Source organism: Streptomyces sp. NPDC030165 (genome assembly GCF_055573595.1).
This window is the reverse complement of record NZ_JBVIBD010000003.1, coordinates 1-21,536: the sequence shown is the minus strand read 5'-3', so window position 1 is coordinate 21,536 and position 21,536 is coordinate 1. Positions and strand designations below refer to the sequence as shown.

Sequence of the window (21,536 nt, the reverse complement as noted above, 5' to 3'; positions counted from 1 at the left end):
GGGGGGGGGGGGGGGGAGGGGGGGGGGGGGGGGGGGGGGGGGGGGGGGGGGGGGGGGGGGGGGGGTTTTTTTTTTTCCCCCCCCCCCCCCACGCGCGTCACGCGTCGCCGAACTTCTCCCCCTTCTCCGCCTTCTCCACCAGTAGCGCGGGCGGCGCGAACCGCTCTCCGTACGCCGCCTGGAGCTCGCGGGCGCGGGCGACGAAGCCGGGCAGTCCGCCGTCGTAGCCGTTGATGTACTGGAGGACGCCGCCGGTCCAGCCGGGGAAGCCGATGCCCAGGATGGAGCCGATGTTGGCGTCCGCGACGGAGGTCAGCACACCCTCCTCGAAGCACCGGACGGTGTCCAGTGCCTCGGCGAACAGCATCCGTTCCTGCATGTCCCGGAAGGGGATCGAGGCATCGGCCTTCGTGAAGTGCTCGCGCAGGCCCGGCCACAGACCGGCCCGCTTGCCGTCCTCGCCGTACTCGTAGAAGCCCCCGCCGCCGCTGCGGCCCGGCCGTCCGAACTCGTCGACCATGCGGTCGATGACGGTGTCGGCCGGGTGCTCCTGCCAGGTGCCGCCGGCCGCCTCGACCGCCCGCCGCGTTTCGTTGCGGATCTTGCGCGGGAGGGTGAGGGTCAGCTCGTCCATCAAGGAGAGCACCTTGGCCGGGTAGCCGGCCTGGGCCGCGGCCTGTTCGACGGAGGCGGGCTCGATGCCCTCTCCGACCATCGCCACGCCCTCGTTGATGAAGTGGCCGATGACGCGGGAGGTGAAGAAGCCACGCGAGTCGTTGACGACGATGGGGGTCTTGCGGATCTGGCGTACCAGGTCGAAGGCGCGGGCCAGCGCCTCGTCGCCGGTCCGCTCGCCCTTAATGATCTCCACCAGCGGCATCTTGTCGACGGGCGAGAAGAAGTGCAGGCCGATGAAGTCGGCCGCCCGCTCGACGCCTTCGGCGAGGCCCGTGATGGGGAGCGTGGAGGTGTTGGAGCACAGCAGCGCGTCGGGGGCGACGATGGGCTGGATCTCCTGGAACACCTTGTGCTTGAGGGCGGTGTCCTCGAAGACCGCCTCGATGACGGCGTCGCAGCCGGCCAGGCCCTGCGGGTCGGCGGTGGGGGTGATGCGGGCGAGGAGTTCGTCGCGCTTGGCCTCGGTCGTCCGGCCGCGGCTCAGCGCCTTGGCGAGCAGGCCCTCGGAGTACGCCTTGCCCCTCTGGGCCGCCTCCAGGGAGACGTCCTTGAGGACGACCTCGATCCCGGCCTTGGCGCAGGCGTACGCGATGCCGGCGCCCATCATGCCCGCGCCGAGCACCGCGACCTTCTCGACCGTGCGCGGCGCGATGCCCTGGGGGCGGCTGGCACCGGAGTTGACGGCCTGGAGGTCGAAGAAGAACGCCTGGATCATGTTCTTGGAGGTCTGGCCGGTGACCAGCTCGACGAAGTAGCGCGCCTCGATGGTCTGCGCGGTCTCGAAGTCGACCTGGGAGCCCTCGACGGCCGCCGCGAGGATGTTGCGCGGGGCCGGGTACGGGGCGCCGTTGAGCTGCTTCTTCAGGTTGGCGGGGAAGGCGGGGAGGTTGGCGGCGAACTTCGGGTGCGCCGGGGTGCCGCCGGGGATCTTGTAGCCCTTGGCGTCCCAGGGCTGCTGGGCCTCGGGGTTGGCGTCGATGAACGCGCGCGCCTTCTCGATCAGCTCCTCGGGCGTGGCCGCGACCTCGTGGACCAGGCCGTTCTCCAGGGCGCGGGTGGCGTTGTACTGGGTGCCCTGGAGCAGCACCTTCAGCAGCGCGTCGGCGATGCCGAGCAGCCGGACCGTACGGACGACGCCGCCGGCCGCCGGGAGCAGGCCGAGGGTCACCTCGGGCAGGCCGATCTTGGTGGCGCGGGTGTCCAGGGCGACGCGGTGGTGGCAGGCGAGCGCGAGTTCGTAACCGCCGCCGAGGGCCGCGCCGTTGATGGCGGCGACGACCGGCTTGCCGAGGGTCTCGATGCGGCGCAGGTCCCGCTTGATGCCCTGGCCGGTCTCGAACGCCCGGCCGGCGTGCTCGGGGGTGACGGCGATCAGGTCGCGCAGGTCGCCGCCGGCGAAGAAGGTCTTCTTGGCGGAGGTGAAGATGACGCCGCGTACGGTGTCCCGCTCGGCCTCCAGGCGGTCGGCGACGGCCGTCAGCGAGGTCTTGAATGCCTCGTTCATGGTGTTGGCCGACTGGTCCGGGTCGTCGAGGACGAGGGTGACGACGCCGGTCTCGTCCTGTTCCCAGCGGATGGTGGTGGACTCGGTCATGATGCGTGCTCCGTAGTGGGTGCGGACGAGGGTCAGACGCGCTCGATGACGGTGGCGATGCCCATGCCGCCGCCGACGCAGAGGGTGGCCAGGCCGTAGCGCTTGTCCTGGCGCTCCAGTTCGTCGACGAGGGTGCCCAGGATCATCGCGCCGGTGGCGCCGAGGGGGTGGCCCATGGCGATGGCGCCGCCGTTGACGTTGACCTTGTCCAGGCTCAGGCCCATGTCCTTGACGAAGCGCAGCACCACGGCGGCGAACGCCTCGTTGATCTCCACGAGGTCGATGTCGTCGATGGTGAGCCCGGCCTTGGCCAGCGCCTTGCGGGAGGCGGGCGCGGGGCCGGTGAGCATGATCGTCGGTTCGGAGCCGGAGACCGCGGCGGAGACGATGCGGGCGCGCGGGGTGAGGCCGTAGCGCTCGCCGACCTCGCGGGAGCCGATGGCGACCAGGGCCGCGCCGTCCACGATGCCGGAGGCGTTGCCCGCGTGGTGGACGTGGTCGATCTTCTCGACCCAGTGGTACTTCTGCAGGGCCACCGCGTCGAAGCCGCCCACGTCGCCGATGGTGGCGAAGGACGGCTTGAGGCCGGCCAGCGAGTCGGCGGTGGTGCCGGGCCGCAGGTGCTCGTCGTGGTCGAGGACGACCAGGCCGTTGCGGTCGGTGACGGGCACGACGGAACGCGCGAAGCGGCCGTCCTTCCAGGCCGCGGCGGCGCGCTCCTGGGACAGCGCGGCGTACTCGTCCACGTCGCGGCGGGAGTAGCCCTCGATGGTGGCGATGAGGTCGGCGCCGATGCCCTGCGGCACGAAGCCGGTGTCGAAGTTGGTCATCGGATCGGCGAACCAGGCGCCGCCGTCGGAGGCCATCGGGACCCGCGACATCGACTCGACGCCGCCCGCGAGGACCAGGTCCTCCCAGCCGGAGCGGACCTTGGCGGCGGCCGTGTTGACCGCTTCGAGGCCGGATGCACAGAAGCGGTTCTCCTGGACGCCCGCGACGGTGTCGGGCAGCCCGGCGGCGATCGCCGCGATCCGGGCGATGTCCGAGCCCTGGTCGCCGACCGGCCCGACGACACCGAGCACGATGTCGTCGACGGCGGCCGGGTCGAGGTCGGGGAAGCGGCTGCGCACCTCGTGGATGAGGCCGACGACGAGGTCGATCGGCTTGGTGCCGTGCAGCGCGCCGTTGGCCTTGCCGCGGCCGCGCGGGGTGCGGATCGCGTCGTACACGTACGCTTCGGAAGTCACGGTGAGCAGCCTTTCCAGCTCTTGTTTCGGGAGCAGCGGGTGAGGGTGGGGTCGGTGGTCCGGGGCGGGGGGCCGGTGTGGTGTCCGGGCCGGGTGCGGCGGGTCGGGTGCCGCGGGCCGGTCAGCCGAGGAGGGAGCGGCCGATGATCTCCTTCATGATCTCGGTGGTGCCCCCGTAGATGGTCTGGATACGGCCGTCGGTGAAGGCCCTGGCGACCGGATACTCGCTCATGTAGCCGTAACCGCCGTGCAGTTGCAGACAGCGGTCGGCCACGCGCTTTTGCAGTTCGGTGGCCCACCACTTGGCCATCGAGGCGTGTACGGCGGCGAGCTTCCCGTCGCAGTGGTCCACGATGCAGCGGTCCAGGAACTCGCGGGTGACGGCGCACTCGGTCGCCATCTCGGCTATCTCGAACCGGATGTGCTGGAGCTTGGCGAGCGGCCTGCCGAACGCCTCGCGCTCCTTGACGTACGTGGTGGTGATCTCCAGCAGGTGTTCGGCGGCAGCGATCCCGGCGACCGCGATGCCCATCCGCTCCTGGGCGAGGTTGGTCATCAGGTGGACGAACGCGCCGTTCAACTCGCCGAGGAGGTTCTCCTTGGGCACCCGTACGTCGGTGAAGAACAGTTCGGCGGTGTCCTGCGCCTTCTGGCCGATCTTGTCCAGGTTGCGGCCGCGTTCGAAGCCCTCCGCCCCGCGCTCGACGACCAGCAGGCTCAGGCCGTGCGCGCCGCCCTCGGGTGTGGTCCTGGCGACGACGATGACCAGGTCGGCGAGGATGCCGTTGGAGATGAACGTCTTGGAACCGTTCAGCAGCCAGTGGTCGCCGCGGTCCTCGGCGGTGGTGCGGATGCCCTGGAGGTCGGAGCCTGCGCCGGGCTCGGTCATGGCGATGGCGGTGATGGTCTCGCCGCTGCAGAAGCCGGGCAGCCAGCGGCGCTTCTGCTCCTCGGTGGCGAGCTGGGTCAGGTACGGGCCGACGATGTCGTTGTGCAGGCCGACGGCGAGCCCGGCGGCGCCGGCCCGGGTGAACTCCTCGGCCAGTACGGCGGCGTAGCGGAAGTCGCAGGTGCCGCCGCCTCCGTACTCCTCGGGGACGGCCAGGCCCAGCAGGCCCTGTTTGCCCGCCGCGCGCCAGGCGTCGCGGCTGACGATGCCGTCCTTCTCCCACTGGTCGTAGTGCGGCAGGACTTCCCGTTCGAGGAAGGTCCGCACCGTGCGGCGGAAGGCGTCGTGGTCCTCGGTGAAGATTCGGCGCTCGAGCTGCGCGGTCATCGCGTGGGGCCTCCTCGGGGCGGGCGGTGGGGCAGCGGGGTGGTGTCCATCAGCCGTCCGCTCCCGGTGTACGGGAACCGGCGTCAGCGGCCCGGGTGCCGTCGGGCCAGACCGTGCCGCCGTCCGTGCCGGCGGTCGGGTCCCGGCGGTCGGCGAGCGCCGGGACGTCCCAGTCGCGGGCCACGTCGAGCGTGTCGGCGCCGGGCTGGGCCGGTGGCCGGCGGATCGCGCCGGGGGTGTCGGAGAAGCGCGGGGCCGGTGCGGGCTGGGTGATGCCGCCGTGGTCGGCGAAGGTGCCGCGGGCGGCGAGGTGCGGGTGGCCGGGCGCCTCGCGCAGGGAGAGCACCGGCGCCACACAGGCGTCGGACGCCTCGAAGACGGCCGTCCATTCCTCACGCGTACGGGTCTTGAAGCGGGCGGCGATGGCGGTCCGCAGCTCCTCCCAGGCGGCCAGGTCGTCGCGGGCGGGCGCCTCGTCCCCGATGCCGAGCAGCCGGATGAACTCGCCGTAGAAGCGCTGTTCCAGGGCGCCGACCGCCATGTGGCCGCCGTCAGCGGTCTCGTACGTGCCGTAGAACGGCGCCGCGCCGTCCAGGAGGTTGGCGCCGCGGCGGTCCTGCCAGCCGCCCGCGGCGAGCATGGCGTGGATCATCGCGGTGAGGTGGGCCGTGCCGTCGACGATGGCCGCGTCCACGACCTGACCGCGGCCGCCTTCGGTGTGGGCGTGCCGGAGGGCGGCCAGGACGCCGACGACCAGGTAGAGGGAGCCGCCCGCGTAGTCGCCGAGGAGGTTGGCGGGGACGGCGGGCGGGCCGTCGGGCGGGCCGATCATGCCGAGCGCTCCGGTGACGGCGATGTAGCCGATGTCGTGTCCGGCGGTGGGGGCGAGCGGACCCTGCTGGCCCCAGCCGGTCATCCGGCCGTACACCAGCCGTGGGTTGCGCTCCAGGCAGGCGTCCGGGCCGATGCCGAGGCGCTCGGCGACGCCGGGGCGGTACCCCTCGATCAGTATGTCGGCGCGCTCCACGAGGTCCAGCACCTGACCGGGGCCCGCGGCGGACTTCAGGTCCACCAGCACGGAGCGTTTGCTGCGGTTGGTGATGTCGTACGCCGGGTCGATGCCGAGGCCGGAGCCGCCGGGCCGGTCGACGCGGACCACGTCGGCGCCGAGGTCGGCCAGGAGCATCGCGGCGAACGGGCCGGGCCCGATGCCGGCCAGCTCCACCACGCGCACCCCGCTCAGCGGGCCGCCGTTCCCTGTCCCTGCCATCGGGCCCCCTGAGCTCCGCAGCACTGTGACACTACTGATGTAACACTCGTGATGTTAAGAACGTGTTCCACTTTCCACAAGCCCCCACGGCCCCGGACCGGTACGGAAAAAGCCCGTGGCGGCGGTGGTCAACTCCCACCGCCGTCACGGGCCTTCACGCGCCACTTCACCAGCGGCGCGCTCCCCCGTCGGACCCGGCGATGAGCCCGCACCCGGATATGGACCGCCGCGCCGTCGCACCCACCGCACCCACCGCCTTCCGCTCCGGACCGGCCGCCTGCCGGTCATCGTGAAAACCACGCTAGCGGCGACCACTGACAACGGCCCGCCCGCCGATCACGGAGGGACAATGGCCGAATGCCTCATACGCACCTCGCATCACCGTTGTTCGACGTCAGCCACGGTCAGGGCCTGCGCCAGTTCGCCGAACTGGCCCTGGCGCTGCTCCTGTCCTGCCTCATCGGGCTGGAGCGGCAGGTACAGCAGAAGAGCGCGGGGCTGCGTACCCACACCCTCGTCGGCGTGGGCAGCGCGCTGTTCATGGAGGTCTCGGTCCACGGCTTCTACGCGCTGCTGGGCACGGACGGGGTCGCGCTGGACCCGTCCCGGGTGGCCGCGCAGATCGTCTCGGGCATCGGCTTCATCGGCGGCGGCCTGATCTTCGTGAAGAAGGACGCGGTACGGGGCCTGACGACCGCCGCCACGATCTGGCTGACCTGCGCCATCGGCATGGCCTGCGGCGGCGGCCTGCCCCTGCTGGCCCTGGGCGCGACCCTCGTCCACTTCCTCGTCGTGCGCGGGTTTCCGAAGCTGTTCTCCGGGCGGCGGCGTGCGCCGTTCGTCGAGCGCGTCGAACTGCGTTTGAGCTACCGTGCACAGCACGGTCTGCTGGGCCGGATGCTGGAGATGTGCACCAGCAGCGGCTTCCAGGTGACCGACGTCCAGGTGGAGACGGGCTCGGACGACCAGGTTCCGGCCGAGGTGCTGCTGCGGCTGGAGGGCACGGGTTCGGCGCACCCGCTCGTGGAACAGCTGTCGGAGCTGGACGGCGTGCGCGGGGTGTCCTTGGGGCGGGAGTCGGACCGTACGGAGTGACGGACGGGGAAGGGAACACGGCATGGTGAGCACGGTCTGGCAGGACACCGGCACAGGGGTGCTCCGGCTGCCCTCCGGGCGCACGGTCCGGGGGCGCGGCCTGCGCCGCCCGCTGCCGCCGGGTCCGGCACCGGACTTCGCCGTGTACCTGCTGGGCAAGGAGCCGCCCGAGGTCCCCTGGGAGGCCCGCTGGCTGCGCTGGCCGGACTTCCGGCTGCCGAGCGACCGCGCGCGGGCTCGGGAACTCCTCGGCGAGGCGTGGGAACGCGCGGAGACGGAGCGCGTCGAGATCGCCTGCGGGGGCGGCCGCGGCCGGACCGGTACGGCGCTGGCCTGCCTCGCCGTCCTCGACGGGGTGCCAGCCGAGCAGGCGGTGGACTACGTACGCCGCGGCTATGACCACCGCGCCGTCGAGACGCCCTGGCAGCGGCGTTACGTGAGCCGTTTCGGACGCTGACCGTCCGTCCCCTCCCCGGCGGGCACCAAATGGTCGCCCACCACCGCACGGTCCAGCAGGCGGGCGAGCCGTACCGGTACGTCGCCGCCCACCAGGACGATGACGACCAGCGTCAGCCCGAAGGTGAGGACGGCCAGCGCCCGGCCCAGTGACATGCTCTCGGCGAGCCGGGCGCCGAGCACCGGGGCGACCGCCCCGCCGAGCGCGCCGACGTTGTAGACGAAGCCGAGCGACGCCGCGCGGACCGCCGTCGGGAAGTGTCCGGCGAGGTACTTGGGCAGGATGCCCGAGATGCCCTGGCCGAGGGCGAGCAGCCCGAAGAGCAGCACCCCCAGGGCGACCAGGCTGTCCTGGACGGCGAACACCGGGAAGACGAACGCGAGGGAGGCCAGCAGCGTCCCGGCGTACGCGCGCCGGGTGCCGAACCGGTCGCCCGTGAAACCGGCCAGCCAGCAGCCCGCCATCGTGCCGAACCCGGCGTAGAACATCACGTCCGCGACCTGCGCGGGCGCGTACCCCAGCTCGGTCTTGAGGTAGGTGGGCAGCAGCGCCTGGACGGGCCAGCTGTAGAGGAACGCGCAGAACACGGTGACCGTCAGGGACACGTACAGCACCCAGCCGCGCCGGCCGCCGAGCTGCACGGCGAACGCGGTGAGACAGAGCGCGGCGAGCGCCGCCAGCCAGGGTGTGTGTCCGGAACCGGCCGGGGTGAAGACGCAGAAGAGGGCGGCGGACGCGACGGCCGCGAGCAGAATGTTGAGCCGGCGCCGGGCGCGCCCGGCGAACAGCGGCCGGAAGGGGTCGGGGCGCTCCCCGGCGGCTGCCACCTCGGCGCTCCAGTCGTCCGCCTCCGGGAGCGACCTGCGGACCCAGAGCGCCACCAGGACGGGCAGCACCCCGATCCAGAACATCCAGCGCCAGCCCCAGTGCGGCACGACCCACCGGTACAGCTGGGCGGCGAGGACCGTGCCGCCCGCGTAGCCGGATATGAGGAAGCCGGAGGCGCGGTTGCGCAGGGCGGCGGGCCAGCTCTCCAGGACGTACGTGGCGCTGGCGCTGTACTCCCCAGCCATGCCCATGCCGATGACCAGCCGGGCGGCGAACAGGCTGGTCCAGTCCCAGGCGAAACCGCAGGCGAAGGTGCCCAGGGAGTACAGGAGGATGCTGGCGATCATCGCGGCCTTGCGCCCGTACCGGTCCCCCATCGCGCCGAGGAGCGCCCCGCCGAGCCAGCGGGTGATGAACGCGCCGGACACCAGGGACGCCGCGCCGGCCGTGCTCAGGCCGAACGTGTCGGCGATCTCGGTCAGCACGAGGGTGATCAGGACGAAGTCGAAGCCGTCCAGGAGGTAGCCCACCCAGGCGGCGGACATCGCCTTCCACTGGCGGGGCGTCACCTGCCGGTACCAGCGCGTGCGCCGGTCCCGGGGGCCCTGCGCGGGGCGCGCCCTCACAGCAGTCCGGCTTCCTCCAGGCATCGCCGGACCGTGCCGACGGCGGCCTCGTCCAGCGGGATCTGCGGCGGTGCGGTGGCCGGGCAGTCGATGACGCCCTGGAGGCGCAGGGCCGCCTTGAAGGCACCCAACGCGGAGGAGTTGCGGCCCATGACCGCCGGGTCGCCCGCGTCGGTGAGGGCGAAGAGGGCGGTGAGCCGGTCCTGTTCGGCGGCGGCCTCGCGCCAGCGGCCCGCCGCGGCGTGCTCGTACAGGCGTACGTAGCCGTGCGGGTCGACGTTGCCGAGGCCGGGGACGACGCCGTGGGCGCCTGCCAGCAGGGCACCGTCCACGGTCAGTTCCGATCCGGTGAGCACGGAGAAGTCCGGTGCCTGCGCGCGCACCCGCACCAGGAGGCGCCGCAGCGCGCCGTCCTCGCCGCTGCTGTCCTTCAGGCCGGCCAGTACGCCGTCCCGGGCGAGCGTGACCACCGTGTCGGCGGGCAGCTTGGTGTGCACGGCCATCGGGATGTCGTACGCGAACAGCGGCAGGCCGGCGCCCTCGCGCACGCGCCGGAAGTGGTCGGCGATCTCGGCGGGGTGGGTGCGCGCGTAGAAGGGCGCGGTGGCCACGATCGCGTCGGCGCCCAGGCTCCGTGCCCGGCGGGCGTGTTCGAGCACGCGGGGCGTGGTCATGTCGATGGCGCCGGCCAGTACGGGCAGCCGTCCCCCGGCCGCCTCGGTCACCGTCTCGACGACGGTGCGGCGCTGGGCGTCCGTCAGGTAGGCGGCCTCGCCGCTGGAGCCGAGGACGAACAGTGCGCTCACCCCGGCGCCGGCGAGCCGGGTGGTGAGCGCGGCGAGCGAGCGGGTGTCGACCCGGCCGTCCGGGGTCAGCGGGGTGCACAGCGGCGGGACTACACCGGTGAGCGGCGCGGGAGGGCGCATCGGTGACCAGCTTTCTGCTCGTGCCGCGTGCCGTGCGGGAACCGGCGCGGCCCGGCCGGCCAGGAACATTCCGGACGTCGGACGTCCCATGTTGGCGGACGTGCGGGTGAATGTGGACCAGCCACCCTGGCGTGTCAAGACCGCCTGCGACGGGCCCCTCGTTGACGGACGGCCGGCCGCTGCCTAGCGTGGCGCCGCACCGGCCGGCGCCACGGCCGGGGAACCGATGCGGAGGCAGGCGTGACAGCACGGCAGGACACCGCAGCACGCCCCCACGACCTGGTGCTGTTCGGCGCCACCGGATTCGTGGGGCGGCTGACCGCCGCGTACCTGGCCCGGCACGCGCCCGAGGGCTGCCGCTGGGCGATCGCCGGCCGCGACCGCACGAAGCTCGCCCAGTTGCGGGACGACCTGGCGGAGACCGACCCGGCCTGCGCGGCCCTCCCCCTGCTGGGTGCCGACATCGAGGACCCCGGGTCGCTGCGCACGCTCGCCGCGAGCACCCGCGTGCTCGCCACGACCGTCGGTCCGTACCTCAGTTACGGGGACGCGCTGGTAGCCGCCTGCGCGGAAGCGGGTACGGACTACGCCGACCTGACCGGCGAGGCCGAGTTCGTCGACCGCACGTACGTGCGCTACGACGCGGCGGCGCGCGCGTCGGGCGCCCGCCTCGTGCACGCCTGCGGCTTCGACTGCGTACCGGCGGACCTGGGCGCGCGCTTCACCGTAGGCCAGTTGCCGCCCGGCGTGCCGCTGCGCGTCGACGGCTTCGTACGGAGCAACGGCAGCGTCTCCGGCGGCACACTGGCCTCCGCGCTGACCGCGGCCTCGCGTCCGCTGGGCATGGCGCGCGCCGCCCGCGACCGGCAACGTCTGGAGGCGCGGCCGGCGGGCCGTACGGTACGGGCGCCGCTCGGGCGGCCGTACCGCAACGGCGTCGTACGGGCATGGGCCGTGCCGCTGCCGACGCTCGACCCCCATGTGGTCGCGCGCTCGGCGGCCGGGCTGAAGGAGTACGGACCCGACTTCCGCTACCGCCACTTCGCCGCCGTCAAGTGGCTGCCGGTCGCCGTGGGCGGCGTGCTGGGCGCGGGCGCGGCGTGCGCGGTCGCGCAGGTGCCGCCCGCGCGCCGCTGGCTGTCGGGGCGGCTGGCGCCGGGCGCGGGCCCGGACGAGGAGCGCCGGGCGCGCAGCCGGTTCACCGTGCGGTTCGTCGGCGAGGGCGGTGGCCGGCGCGTCCTGACGGAGGTCTCGGGCGGCGACCCGGGCTACGACGAGACGGCGAAGATCCTCGCGGAGTCGGCGCTGAGCCTGGCCTTCGACGACCTGCCCGCGACAACCGGGCAGGTGACCACGGCGGTCGCGATGGGCGACGCGCTGACCGGGCGGCTCCAGCGGGCGGGCATCACCTTCCGGGTGGTCGCCGAGTCCAGGCCGGGCGCGGACCCGGTGGTCTGACCGGGCGTACGGCCCCGGTGGCCCGACCGGACGCCCGGGCCGTCAGCCGGCGCGCGCCTGGGACAGGGCGCGCCGACACAGCGCGTCGGCGGCCCGGGTCGTCTCCGGGATGCGGTACTTGGGCGTCAGGTGGAGGGTGTGCGCGCAGGCCCGGTCGAGGTCGATTCGGTGCCCCACCGACACGAACACCGGCTTGACGCCTTTCTGCGTCCGCAGCGCCCGCCCGACCACCTCGTCCTCGCAACCGGTACCGCCGTCCTCGGCGGTGCCGTCCAGCAGCGGTGAGGACGCGCCGCGCTCCACGCCGGGCAGCTCGTACCGCGAGGTGAACGGGTTCTTGGCGACGCCGACGGTGGGCAGGCCGGTGAGCACGCCGAGGTGGCTGGCGAGGCCGAAGCGGCGCGGGTGCGCGAGCCCGTAGCCGTCGCAGACCACCAGGTCCGGGGTGCGGGTGAGGCGGCGGAGGGCGTCCACCACCGTGGGGATCTCCCGGAAGGCCAGCAGGCCCGGCACGTACGGGAAGGAGATCCGGCCGACGGCGGTGGCCTCCTCGACGACCGCGAGCGTGACGCCGTCCAGGGCGACGGCCGCCGCGGCCACCAGGTCACGCTCGTCGTCGTAGGCGACGTCCACACCGACGACCGTCCCGGCGAAACCCGGCTCGGGCCCGGACTGCTCCCGCCGTACGTGCGCGCGCAGCCGGTCCTGGGTGGCCAGCGCCCCGGCCTCATCGGTGGGCCAGTGGGCCAGCTCGTCGTCGAGGGAGATCGCAGCGTCGTTCGTCATGGTGGGGCCACGGTATCGAACGGGCGGGCGGGAAAGTCGTTGTGGTCCGGCCGCGGCCGTGTGTGATGATGCGCGCGGCGCGCTCCCGGGCGGGCGCGGAACGACGAGTGACGGGGAACGGGAATGTTCGCGATTTCGCTGGGCGACGACGGTGCCGAACTGCGGCCCCTGGAGCCGTACCACGCCGAGGAGTACCTGGCGCACATGGAGCGCGGCCGGGAGTACATCGGCCGCTTCATCGGCCTGACCGACCTGAGCACCGACCTCCCCTCCACCCGGGCGTTCCTCCAGTCGTACGCGGACAAGGCGGCTGCCGACAGCGGGCGGCTGTACGGGATCTGGGCGGACGGCACGCTCGTCGGCGGCGTCCTGTTCCGCACCTTCGACGCGGCCGCCGGGAACTGCGAGGTCGGCTGCTGGCTGGAGGAGACGGCCGTCGGGCGCGGGCTCGTCACGCGGGCGATCCGGGTGATCGTCGACTGGGCGGTCGAGGAACGCGGCATCCACCGTGTGGAGTGGCGGGCGTCCTCGGGCAACACGGCGAGCATCAAGCTGGCCGAGCGGCTCGGACTGGTGCGTGACGGGGTGCTGCGGGAGAGCTACGCACGCGGCGGCGTACGCCACGACGTGGAGGTCTGGTCGGTGCTGGCCCCGGAGTGGCGCGAGCAGCGGGCGGCCGCCGGCCGGTGACCGGGAGGCGCGCCCACCGGGCGTGCCGTTTCCGCGGTGCCCGGGCCTGCCGTCCCCGTACGGTCACCCGGCCGGCGGCGGCGCCGACCGCGGCAGGTCTTCCAGGAGGGCGCCGAGCGCGCCGGTGACCAGCGCGCACACGGCGTCCGGGTCCGCGTCGGCCAGCGGCTGTTTGCCCACGACCACCCGCATCAGGCCGATACCGAGCATCCACGACAGGGCGAGGTCGGCGCGCAGCCCGCGGTCGTCGGCGGTGCTCAGGGTGGCGAGCACCCGCGCGTAATCGTCGCCCATCTCCCGTACGGCGGTGGTGATCTCGTCGCTGTCCCCGATGGAGCGCAGGAATGTCTCCAGGGCGCGGTCCCCCGGGTCCTCGCCCCGGTGGCCGAGCATCCCGCGCAGCGCCGCCTCGAACAGCTCGCCGGGCGGGGTGCTGTGCAGCTGCTCCCGGCCACCGAGCGCCGCCACCTCGCCGAACAGGGCCTTCTTCGAACCGAAGTAGCGGAAGAGCAAGGCCTGGTTGACGCCGGCCCGCTCCGCGATGTCGCGTACGGTCGCCCGCTCGTAGCCCCGCTCGGCGAACAGCGCGGCCGCCGCCTCCAGGAGCAGCAGACGGGTTCCCTGTGCTCCGCGGCGCCGTGCGGGACCGCCCGTCCCCGGTTCCGGAGCGGGCACGTCCGGTACGCGTTCGGTACCGGTCACCGGCCCGGCCGGCGGCTCGTTCCCGTCCATCGGCTGCTCCTCTCGTCCCTTCCCACGCGTCCACGGGGCCTGACGCCCCGACAACCCGATGATCGCGCAGGGGCGTTGACCGTACCAAGAACCCCCCTCTACTTTGTAAGCAGCTGCTTACACGAGGGAGGCCCCCGGTGACCACAGCCGACACGACGCCCCTTGCCTACCCGTTCAACGAACCCGACGGTCTGACCCTGTCCGACACCTACGCACAGGTCCGCGACCGGCCGGGACTGCTGCGGGTACAGATGGCGTACGGCGAACCGGCCTGGCTCGCCACCCGCTACGCCGACGCGCGGCTGGTCCTCGGCGACCGGCGCTTCAGCCGCGCGGAAGGGCTCGACCGCGACGAGCCGCGGCAGGCCGAAGGCCGGCAGAACAGCGGGATCCTGAGCATGGACCCGCCCGACCACACCCGGCTGCGCACGCTCGTGGCCAAGGCGTTCACCGTGCACCAGGTGGAGAAGCTGCGGCCGTGGGTGCGGGAGCTGACGCACCAGCTGATCGACGAGCTGGAGGCCGCCGGACCGCCCGTCGACCTGGTGGACCGCTACGCGCTGCCCATCCCGGTCGCGGTCATCTGCCGGATGCTCGGCGTGCCCGAGGAGGACCGGCCCAAGTTCCGTACGTGGAGCGACGCCGCGCTGTCCACCAGCTCCCTGACGGCCGAGGAGTTCGAGTCCAACCGCGAGGAACTGCGCGCCTACATGGCGAAGTTGATCGAGGAACACCGCACGCAGCCGCGGGACGACATCATGACGCGGCTGATCGAGGCCCGCGACGTGAACGACCGGCTGACCGAGCTGGAACTGACCGACCTGTGCGTCGGCATCCTGGTCGCCGGGCACGAGACCACCGCCACCCAGATCCCCAACTTCGTCCTGTCGCTCCTGGACCACCCCGGTGAACTGGAGCGGCTGCGCGCCGAGCCCGCGCTCGTCAAGAACGCTGTCGAGGAGCTGCTGCGCTTCGTCCCCCTGGGCAGCGGCGCGGCCTTTCCCCGCTACGCCACCGAAGACATCGAAGTGGGCGGCACGCTGGTCCGCGCGGGTGAACCGGTCCTGGTCGCGGTGGGCGCGGCCAACCGGGACGCGCTGCGCTTCGACGAGCCGGGCACCCTCGACATCGCCCGCGACGGCAACCAGCACCTCGGCTTCGGCCACGGGGTGCACCACTGCCTCGGCGCGCCGCTGGCCCGGCTGGAGCTCCAGGAGGCGCTGATCGCCCTGATCACCCGCTTCCCGACGCTGCACGTGGCCGGTGACGTGGTGTGGAAGGACCAGATGCTGGTCCGCGGCCCGCGCGAGATGCCGGTGGGGTGGTGAGCCGGATGACCTGGAAGGCCTCGATCGACGGGCAGCAGTGCATGGCGTCCGGCATGTGCGCCGGCATCGCCCCGGGCCTCTTCGTCCTGGACGGGCCGCACGCCCGGCCGCTGAAGGAGGAGATCCCCGAGGACGAGGACGCGCTGGACGCGGCCGACTCCTGTCCGGCCATGGCGATCCTGATCCGGGACGGTGACACGGTCGTCGGGCCGCGGCCGTGACGGGGCGCGGGTGAGGACACCGGGGCGGGCCTGACGGCGTGTCGCGGGAGGGCGGGTGGCGCGGGGCACCGGGCGGTCCGCCGGCACTGGGGGCGGTCTGTCGGCACTGGGCGAGCCGTTCACGGACGACCGGGCGAGCATGCGGGGGACGGGTGGCGGCGGCCGGTGGGTCGCCGGGTCGGGCGGGCGGTTCGCGAACCGTTCACGGCCGCCCCGAACGGCCTACAGCGGCGCGGCCGCTCCTCACCCGTCTGTCCCTGCCCGGCGCGGACAAATCGCCGACCGCGTGTCGGCGCAGTGACCTGCCGCAACGCCGTCCGGCGGGGGCCGACACGCCGGAGGGCGGTACCTTACCTGACGGATCCTCACCGGGCGGGGACGGCGCGCCGAGGCTTATCTCAAATGCGTCAGCGCGGATCCATCCGATCTGCCGCGGCGCACCCGCGCCGCCTCCGCGCTGCCGGAGGATCAACCATGCGTTCCACTCGCATCATCGCCGCTTCCGGCCTGACCATCGCCGCCCTGGGCCTGTCGACCGGCGCCGCGCTCGCCAAGCCGGTGGCCACCACCAGCCCGAAGCTCACCGGCCCCGGCGGAGCCGTCACCGTCACCGTCACCTGCGACACGGGCAAGGCCAAGCGCATCGCCGCCTCCTCCCAGGGCTTCCGCAGCGGCACGATCTACCTCTACCGCACCCACAAGCACGGCAAGACGTACCGCGGGACCGCCCGGGTGGCGTCCCAGCTCAGCGGCGGCCCCAACAAGCTCGGCCGCTACACGTCTTGGGGCGTGAACGGTAACTGCCCCGACGGCAAGCAGTGGTTCACGAGCTTCAAGACCGACGCCAAGCGGCCGCACGGCAAGGTGCACACCGGTGTCGGCAGCACCAGCCAGGACTCCAACACCACGGAGATCGTCGCGGGTGCCGCGGTCCTGGCCACCGCCGCGGTCGGCGGCACCTACTTCCTGCGCCGCCGCCAGAACAACCAGTCCTGACGGCCTGGACCACCGATTCCGCGGCACTCCGGGCCGCTGTGCCCCTGCCGGGTCCCCACCTCCCGGCCCGGCGGGGCACAGCGGCCGGAGCATGCCCCGGGACGGGCCGGCCCCCGGGGCTCCGGCAGCGCGGTGACCACCGCCGCATACGATGGCACTCATGTTCGTACTGGAGCTGACCTACACCGCGCCGCTGGAGCGCGTCGACGCCGCACTGCCCGACCACGTGGAGTGGCTCAAGAAGAACTACGCGGCCGGGCACTTCCTGGCCGCCGGGCGCAAGGTGCCGCGCGACGGCGGCGTCATCCTCGCCTCCGTGGCGGACCGGGCGACGGCCGAGCGGATCGTGGCGGAGGACCCCTTCACGGTCGCGGGCGTCTGCGACTACCGGATCACCGAGTTCGTGGCGACCACCACCGCGCCGGAGCTGGAGCCGTACAGGGAGCAGCTGCCTCCTTCCTGAGCGGCCCTCCCGAGCGGCCGGGCTCGGCACGCCGTACGCCCCGGGCCCGGCCGACGGAACGGTCACCCGCGGCCGAGCAGCCCGGCGATCTCCTCGTGCAGCGCGGCCGGCACCTCGGTGCCCCACCGGGCCGCCGCCTCACCGGCCAGCTCCCGGCTCCACCGCCAGCTCGCCCGCGCCGCCGTCCGTACGGCCGGGAGCACGGCGGGCGCGGTGGTCGCGGTGTAACGGTCGCGGTCGGCGGCCGGCAGGTCCTGCTCCAGAGCACGGCTGGGAGTCAGCCAGTGCGTGGTGGACCCGCGCAGCAGCCGGCACAGCTGGAGCTGCTGCGGGGCCACGACCGTGTGCAGCAGGGCGTGTGCGCGGGCCGTCTCACCTCGCCCCAGGACGTGGGCGAGCATCAGCGTCCAGTTGGCCAGCTCGTCGGTGAGCTGCTGGGCGGTAGGTCCCGGCTCCGGCGGGCAAGGGTCGGCGAGGTGGCGGGCCGCGGCCGTCAGCCGTCCGCTGCGGTCCAGCAGGACGGCGGCGCCCGGGTCCGGCAGCTGGACCATGCCGCGCCAGGTGGGCACCTCGTCGATGCCCGGCCCGGCGGCCACCAGGTGGAACTCGCCGCGCATCAGGTCGTCGAAGACGACGGCCAGGATGCCGTACATGTTGGTGTAGGCCAGCTTCAGCGGAGCGATACGGCCGATGAACTCCCGGCCGTCGAAGGTGTCGGCGTGCGCGTCGCGGACGTACAGGTACGCCTCGATGTCGGAGTGGGCGTCGGCCTCCCCGAGGGTCCACGAGCCGTAGAGCAGGACGCCCTCCAGCCGGGGCTCGGCCTCGGCCAGCTCGCGCAGGCGTGCGATACGGCGGTCGAGGGCGGGGCAGGACGAGGCAGGCGTGCGATCCATGGGTGGTGCCTCCTGAGCAGGTGTACGGGCATACGGACGGACGCCACCGGCCCGGCGGCGCACGCCGGGCCGGTGGCCTGGGACCACGTCCGTCTGCTCAGATGAAAATGCCCATGCGGCGCATGGTACGGGCCATGACCTGCGGGGCCCAACGGATTTCCGCACGCCGGACGAGGGCCGTGGGAACGGCCGCGCCACTACGGGCCGGCGGCCGCCTCCGCCGCTACGGGGCCGGGGTGGGCCAGCGCCCCCCGTTGAGCCAGAAGCCCTGGATCTGGCTACACACTTGACCGGCGTCAGGAGTTACGTCCGCCCTCAGTCGCCACACACTTTCCACCTGTGGTGATGTCGAGTGACGTGGCGAGACATGTTGAGACGTGGCGAGACTTCTACTCCTCCCTGCACGCTCCCTAGGCACCGGATCTCCCTGTGTGCTCCCTGAGAATCCGTGCCGCCACCAGGCCGTCTACGCAACGAAACCGCCCCCGGCGAGAGGCCGGGGGCGGCGGGCGGCGCGTCTACGGCGAGCATGGCCCACCCAATGCGCCCGGGCGGTACGGCAGGCCGTGACGCTGGGCGTGGCGGCGCCGCTCTTCCTCCAGCTCCAGCACGCACGTCTGACACGCCCGAATTTGGTAGGTATCCCCGATGGGCGTAGGGATCTGCCCCAGCCGCGCCGTGGGCACGTCCCGGGCCGCGCATCGGAAGCAATCGCCCTCGGCCCATTGGTAGAGGTTGAGTACGTAGGCGCTGCGGGTCATGCACGCCCCTGAACGGCGTGACGGTGTCGTTCTGGCTGCAATGCTCATCCTGTTCGATGCCCCCGTGGTAACCCTCTGGTGCTGTTCAGCGGCTTGTGTAGCCCCGGACTACGGGATCCCAGCGATACCTGTTGATGAGTGAACAACCCACTCTGGCATATGCGCTAGATGTGCGCCGAGCGTCCCGGCGTGCTTCCTTTACACCCCGCGTGACTTTGTCACCCACCGTGCAAGCTGTGGCCTGAGCTGCGGGCGTGGGGCGTCACAGCGGCGGTGCGTGCTGGTCGAGCAGCCACTGGAGGTGCCGGGCCCGCTGCTCGATGTCGGCCAGGGCGGACAGGGGTGAGGCGGGCAGCGGCCTGGCGTGCGAGCGGATCGCGTCGAGGGTGGCGGCCTGGCGGTACCAGTCGATGGATCCGTGCCACAGCCCGCCCGCGGCGCGGTCGGCCTCGGGCAGCAGGCGCGTGATGTGCTCGCGCAGCTGCCGGTCGATGTCCCGGAGCGTCGGCATGGAGGCGGGTTCGTGCCGCATCGACAGCGCGGTGGTGACGGTGCGCTGGATGGTCGCCATGTCGGCGCGTGCTTCCGTGCTCATGCTGCGCTCCGGTCCTGGTGTGCGTCGCAGGCGACGATGAACCATTGGCGGCAGCCGCCTCCTTGAAGGGGGGTGGTGACCGACCCGGCAGGGTGAAGGGTGCCGAGGGCGGCGCCGCACCACCAGCACGCTTCTCCGTGCAGGCGCGCGATGCTGATGTTGCTGGTATCCGGAGGCGCCGACGGCGCAACGAGCGGGATCACCTGATCTCCCTTGGGGTGGGGGCAGGACGATGGTGATCCATCGCAAGGGGCACAAGTACCCCTGTGAGGGGTAGTGGGGTTACTCGCCCGCGCGGCACCAAGCGGCGAAGTTGTTGAGCGTTTCGGCGTCCGCCCTCTTCAGTCGGCGCAGGGTGGCGGTGTCCTCGCGTACCCAGCGGTGTTCACGGGTGTGCTGCGGGGCGATGCGGCGGGCGACCTTGAGGGATTCGAAGGCGTGGTCGGCTTGCCCTGCCCAGAGCTGGGCCCGGGCGAGTTCGATGTAGAAGCCGGAGCGGCGCTCGGCGGGCAGGTGTGCGGGGGGCTGCCATTCGCGGGCCAGGTCCAGGGCGCGGCCGGTGTGGGCGTCGCCGAGGCTGACGGCGAGGGACACCTCGTGGATGCGGACGCTGTCCGGGCCGAACGCGGTGCCACCGTAGGTGGCTTCGGGGACGCGGTCGCCGAGAGCGCGCGCCTCGTCGAGGTGAGTCTCGGCGGTGGCGGCCTGCCCAGCGCGGCCGGCGATGACGGCAGCTCGCATGTGCAGGGCGCCGCGGGCGGCGAGTGTGGCGGTGTCGTTGCGGCGGAGGGCCGCGTCGGCGGCCTGTTCGAGGGCCCGGAGCCCGGCGTCGTGGGCGCGGGCGGCGAAGAACGTCTCGGTACGGACGTAGGCGACGGTGGCGTCGAGCAGGGGGTCCTCGGCCTGCGGCGCGGCCCAGCGCATGAGGTCGACGAGGCGGGCGGACAGGTCGCGGGCGCCGTACTTGTAGGCGACGGCGTCGGCGGCCCGGCAGGCGGCGACCAGGAGCGCCGCCGTGGTGGCGCGTTCACCGGCCGGTGCGGTGTGCAGAGCGCGGGAGAGTTCGGCGAGGAGGTCGGGGGCGTGGCGGGTGATGCGCACGTACTGGGCGGCGAGCCGCCAGCCGACCACGTCCTTTACTGCGGCCTGCAGCTGGTGCAGGGGGCGCACGGGGCCGTCGGCGGGCATGTCGTAGGTGGCGATGACGGTGGACAGGGCGGGCATGGCCTGGTGGACACGGTCGTCGGGCCGGTCCTTGCCGGGCAGCAGGTCGGGGGCGTCGATGCCGAGGGCGTCGGCGAGGGCGTCGAGGACCGCGTCGGAGGCGCCCCGCTCGTCGCGCTCGATCTTGCGGAGGGTGCCGAGGGCGATGCCTGCGGCGGTGGCGAGCTGGGCCTGGGTGAGGGCGGCGAGGCGGCGCTGGTAGGCGACGCGTGCGCCTACCCCGCGGTACACGATGGCGGGCATACTGGCTCCGTTCGGGGCGTCCACTCCGAACCGTACCCGCGCGGCGACGTGCGGGTACGCGAACGGCCCCGTCCGCAATGCGCGGGCGGGGCCGTGGTGTTGGCGCCGGTCAGCGGATGAGGGGCAGCAGGTCGTGCAGGGCGTTGATGCGCCAGTCGGCGGCTGCGGCGTCGGGGGTGTCGGCCCACAGGTGACCGAGGGCGCCGCGGCGGATGTGGGCGGTGCGCAGGCCGGCCGCGCGGGCGGGGGCGATGTCGTTGGCGGGATGGTCGCCGACGTAGACGGCCTGGTCGGTCGCGGTGCCGGCGAGTTCGACGACCCTCCGGAAGAAGTCCGGGTGCGGCTTGGCGACACCCCAGTCGCCCGAGGTGGCGATGGCGTCGGCGGGCAGGTCCAGGCCGCGCAGGAGGTCGCCTGCGCGGGTGGTCTGGTTGCCTGCGATCAGGACGCGCAGCCCGGCGTTCTGGAGGGCTTGGAGGGCGGGGCGGACGTCGGGGTACAGGTCGCTCTCGTCGAGGTGCTCGCCGCGTCCGGCGGCCTCGCGGGCCCGGTACTCGGCGGCGATGTCGACGCCGGGCTTGAGGAGACGGACGGCGTCGGCGTTGTCGCGGCCTTGGGCGACGACTGCGCCGACGAGGGCGGAGAGGGTGTGCCGGGGTACGTCGAGCCAGTCGGCCCAGTCGCGCCAGTAGCGCTCGTCGCTGGTCAGGGTTTCTCCGATGTCGAACACCACCGCTTCGATCATGCGGCCAGCCTACGGGCCTGGAATCCTGGTGAGATTGTCAGTGGCCGCCCGTAAGATCCCCGCCATGACGACCGTGGAGGCGAACGACGCGATCCGCCGCTTCATGGCCGCCCGCTCGGGCCGGGGGTTGTGGCCGGAGGAGCGGGCGGAGTATGAGGCGCTGCTGGAGGTGTGGGCGGCGGCGGTGCGCCGGGATTTGGCCATGGCGGCGTAATATCAGCCAGTGGCTATCGAACTCACTGACGATTTGATCAAGCTGGAGACCGCTGCCTGGGCGGAGATCCAGGCCGGGGCGCTCACCACCGGCACCGCCGAGGCCGTCCAGGCCGCCATCACCGCGCACGCCGAGGCGACCGGGCAGAGCCGGTATGACGTCGAGCGGGAGCTGAAGCGGCGCGTGC

At 73.0% G+C, this 21,536-nt stretch carries 21 protein-coding genes; 9 read left to right on the top strand and 12 right to left on the bottom strand.

What is annotated here, in order from left to right:
* Positions 1 to 97: 97 nt before the first annotated feature.
* From ACZ4Z1_RS06545 to ACZ4Z1_RS06530, 4 genes are all read right to left on the bottom strand, one after another.
* Entirely contained in the window at positions 98 to 2,272 is a 2,175-nt protein-coding gene (locus tag ACZ4Z1_RS06545; protein WP_468485458.1) for a 3-hydroxyacyl-CoA dehydrogenase NAD-binding domain-containing protein, read from the bottom strand.
* A gap of 32 nt (positions 2,273 to 2,304) precedes the next feature.
* A complete protein-coding gene (locus ACZ4Z1_RS06540) occupies positions 2,305 to 3,519 on the bottom strand; it encodes an acetyl-CoA C-acetyltransferase (protein WP_468485457.1) in 1,215 nt (404 codons plus the stop codon).
* A gap of 121 nt (positions 3,520 to 3,640) precedes the next feature.
* The gene (locus ACZ4Z1_RS06535; RefSeq protein ID WP_468485456.1) at positions 3,641 to 4,795 is read right to left on the bottom strand and encodes an acyl-CoA dehydrogenase family protein; all 1,155 of its coding nucleotides are present in this window, start codon (positions 4,793 to 4,795) and stop codon (positions 3,641 to 3,643) included.
* 49 nt (positions 4,796 to 4,844) lie between these two features.
* Positions 4,845 to 6,065, bottom strand: a complete 1,221-nt coding sequence (locus ACZ4Z1_RS06530) for a CaiB/BaiF CoA transferase family protein (protein ID WP_468485455.1) — start codon at positions 6,063 to 6,065, stop codon at positions 4,845 to 4,847.
* A gap of 357 nt (positions 6,066 to 6,422) precedes the next feature.
* Here ACZ4Z1_RS06530 and ACZ4Z1_RS06525 point away from each other — a divergent pair, with 357 nt between their 5' ends.
* Positions 6,423 to 7,160, top strand: coding sequence for an MgtC/SapB family protein (locus tag ACZ4Z1_RS06525; RefSeq protein WP_468485454.1), 738 nt, complete (start codon positions 6,423 to 6,425; stop codon positions 7,158 to 7,160).
* A gap of 22 nt (positions 7,161 to 7,182) precedes the next feature.
* Positions 7,183 to 7,617: a protein-tyrosine phosphatase family protein gene (locus ACZ4Z1_RS06520; protein WP_468485453.1), complete on the top strand. Its 435-nt coding sequence runs from the start codon at positions 7,183 to 7,185 to the stop codon at positions 7,615 to 7,617.
* Here ACZ4Z1_RS06520 and ACZ4Z1_RS06515 read toward each other — a convergent pair.
* Positions 7,593 to 9,071 carry a sialate:H+ symport family MFS transporter gene (locus ACZ4Z1_RS06515; protein WP_468485452.1) on the bottom strand — a complete coding sequence of 493 codons (1,479 nt, stop codon included), beginning with the start codon at positions 9,069 to 9,071 and terminating at the stop codon, positions 7,593 to 7,595. The genes ACZ4Z1_RS06520 and ACZ4Z1_RS06515 overlap by 25 nt on opposite strands.
* On the bottom strand, positions 9,068 to 9,997 hold the full coding sequence (locus ACZ4Z1_RS06510) for a dihydrodipicolinate synthase family protein (protein WP_468485451.1): 930 nt from the start codon (positions 9,995 to 9,997) through the stop codon (positions 9,068 to 9,070). Before ACZ4Z1_RS06510 ends, ACZ4Z1_RS06515 begins: the two co-directional genes overlap by 4 nt.
* 240 nt (positions 9,998 to 10,237) lie before the next feature.
* On the opposite strand from ACZ4Z1_RS06510, the gene ACZ4Z1_RS06505 reads away from it, so the two are divergent.
* Positions 10,238 to 11,455 (top strand): saccharopine dehydrogenase family protein, encoded by a 1,218-nt coding sequence (locus ACZ4Z1_RS06505; protein WP_468485450.1) that lies wholly within the window; start codon positions 10,238 to 10,240, stop codon positions 11,453 to 11,455.
* Positions 11,456 to 11,497: 42 nt separating this feature from the next.
* On the opposite strand, the gene ACZ4Z1_RS06500 is transcribed toward ACZ4Z1_RS06505, so the two are convergent.
* Complete coding sequence (locus tag ACZ4Z1_RS06500; protein ID WP_468485449.1) at positions 11,498 to 12,241, bottom strand: endonuclease V; 744 nt, start codon at positions 12,239 to 12,241, stop codon at positions 11,498 to 11,500.
* 123 nt (positions 12,242 to 12,364) lie between these two features.
* Here ACZ4Z1_RS06500 and ACZ4Z1_RS06495 point away from each other — a divergent pair, with 123 nt between their 5' ends.
* Positions 12,365 to 12,931 carry a GNAT family N-acetyltransferase gene (locus ACZ4Z1_RS06495; protein WP_468485448.1) on the top strand — a complete coding sequence of 189 codons (567 nt, stop codon included), beginning with the start codon at positions 12,365 to 12,367 and terminating at the stop codon, positions 12,929 to 12,931.
* 63 nt (positions 12,932 to 12,994) lie between these two features.
* Here the strand turns inward: ACZ4Z1_RS06495 and ACZ4Z1_RS06490 are convergent, their stop codons facing one another.
* Complete coding sequence (locus tag ACZ4Z1_RS06490; protein ID WP_468485447.1) at positions 12,995 to 13,663, bottom strand: TetR/AcrR family transcriptional regulator; 669 nt, start codon at positions 13,661 to 13,663, stop codon at positions 12,995 to 12,997.
* Positions 13,664 to 13,800: 137 nt separating this feature from the next.
* Between ACZ4Z1_RS06490 and ACZ4Z1_RS06485 the strand changes: the two genes are divergently transcribed.
* From ACZ4Z1_RS06485 to ACZ4Z1_RS06470, 4 genes are all read left to right on the top strand, one after another.
* Positions 13,801 to 14,991 carry a cytochrome P450 gene (locus ACZ4Z1_RS06485; RefSeq protein ID WP_468485446.1) on the top strand — a complete coding sequence of 397 codons (1,191 nt, stop codon included), beginning with the start codon at positions 13,801 to 13,803 and terminating at the stop codon, positions 14,989 to 14,991.
* Positions 14,992 to 14,996: 5 nt separating this feature from the next.
* On the top strand, positions 14,997 to 15,212 hold the full coding sequence (locus ACZ4Z1_RS06480) for a ferredoxin (protein WP_468485445.1): 216 nt from the start codon (positions 14,997 to 14,999) through the stop codon (positions 15,210 to 15,212).
* A 474-nt stretch (positions 15,213 to 15,686) separates the two neighbouring features.
* Positions 15,687 to 16,208 (top strand): hypothetical protein, encoded by a 522-nt coding sequence (locus tag ACZ4Z1_RS06475; RefSeq protein WP_468485444.1) that lies wholly within the window; start codon positions 15,687 to 15,689, stop codon positions 16,206 to 16,208.
* Positions 16,209 to 16,368: 160 nt separating this feature from the next.
* The gene (locus tag ACZ4Z1_RS06470; RefSeq protein WP_468485443.1) at positions 16,369 to 16,671 is read left to right on the top strand and encodes a YciI family protein; all 303 of its coding nucleotides are present in this window, start codon (positions 16,369 to 16,371) and stop codon (positions 16,669 to 16,671) included.
* Positions 16,672 to 16,733: 62 nt separating this feature from the next.
* Here the strand turns inward: ACZ4Z1_RS06470 and ACZ4Z1_RS06465 are convergent, their stop codons facing one another.
* From ACZ4Z1_RS06465 to ACZ4Z1_RS06450, 4 genes are all read right to left on the bottom strand, one after another.
* On the bottom strand, positions 16,734 to 17,567 hold the full coding sequence (locus tag ACZ4Z1_RS06465; RefSeq protein ID WP_468485442.1) for a nucleotidyltransferase domain-containing protein: 834 nt from the start codon (positions 17,565 to 17,567) through the stop codon (positions 16,734 to 16,736).
* Between the two features lie 1,023 nt (positions 17,568 to 18,590).
* Positions 18,591 to 18,923, bottom strand: a complete 333-nt coding sequence (locus ACZ4Z1_RS06460) for a DUF6415 family natural product biosynthesis protein (RefSeq protein ID WP_468485441.1) — start codon at positions 18,921 to 18,923, stop codon at positions 18,591 to 18,593.
* 282 nt (positions 18,924 to 19,205) lie between these two features.
* A complete protein-coding gene (locus ACZ4Z1_RS06455) occupies positions 19,206 to 20,390 on the bottom strand; it encodes a helix-turn-helix domain-containing protein (RefSeq protein ID WP_468485440.1) in 1,185 nt (394 codons plus the stop codon).
* 109 nt (positions 20,391 to 20,499) lie between these two features.
* On the bottom strand, positions 20,500 to 21,135 hold the full coding sequence (locus ACZ4Z1_RS06450) for an HAD family hydrolase (protein WP_468485439.1): 636 nt from the start codon (positions 21,133 to 21,135) through the stop codon (positions 20,500 to 20,502).
* A 64-nt stretch (positions 21,136 to 21,199) separates the two neighbouring features.
* Here ACZ4Z1_RS06450 and ACZ4Z1_RS06445 point away from each other — a divergent pair, with 64 nt between their 5' ends.
* Positions 21,200 to 21,349, top strand: coding sequence for a hypothetical protein (locus ACZ4Z1_RS06445; protein ID WP_468485438.1), 150 nt, complete (start codon positions 21,200 to 21,202; stop codon positions 21,347 to 21,349).
* Positions 21,350 to 21,536 lie beyond the last annotated feature (187 nt).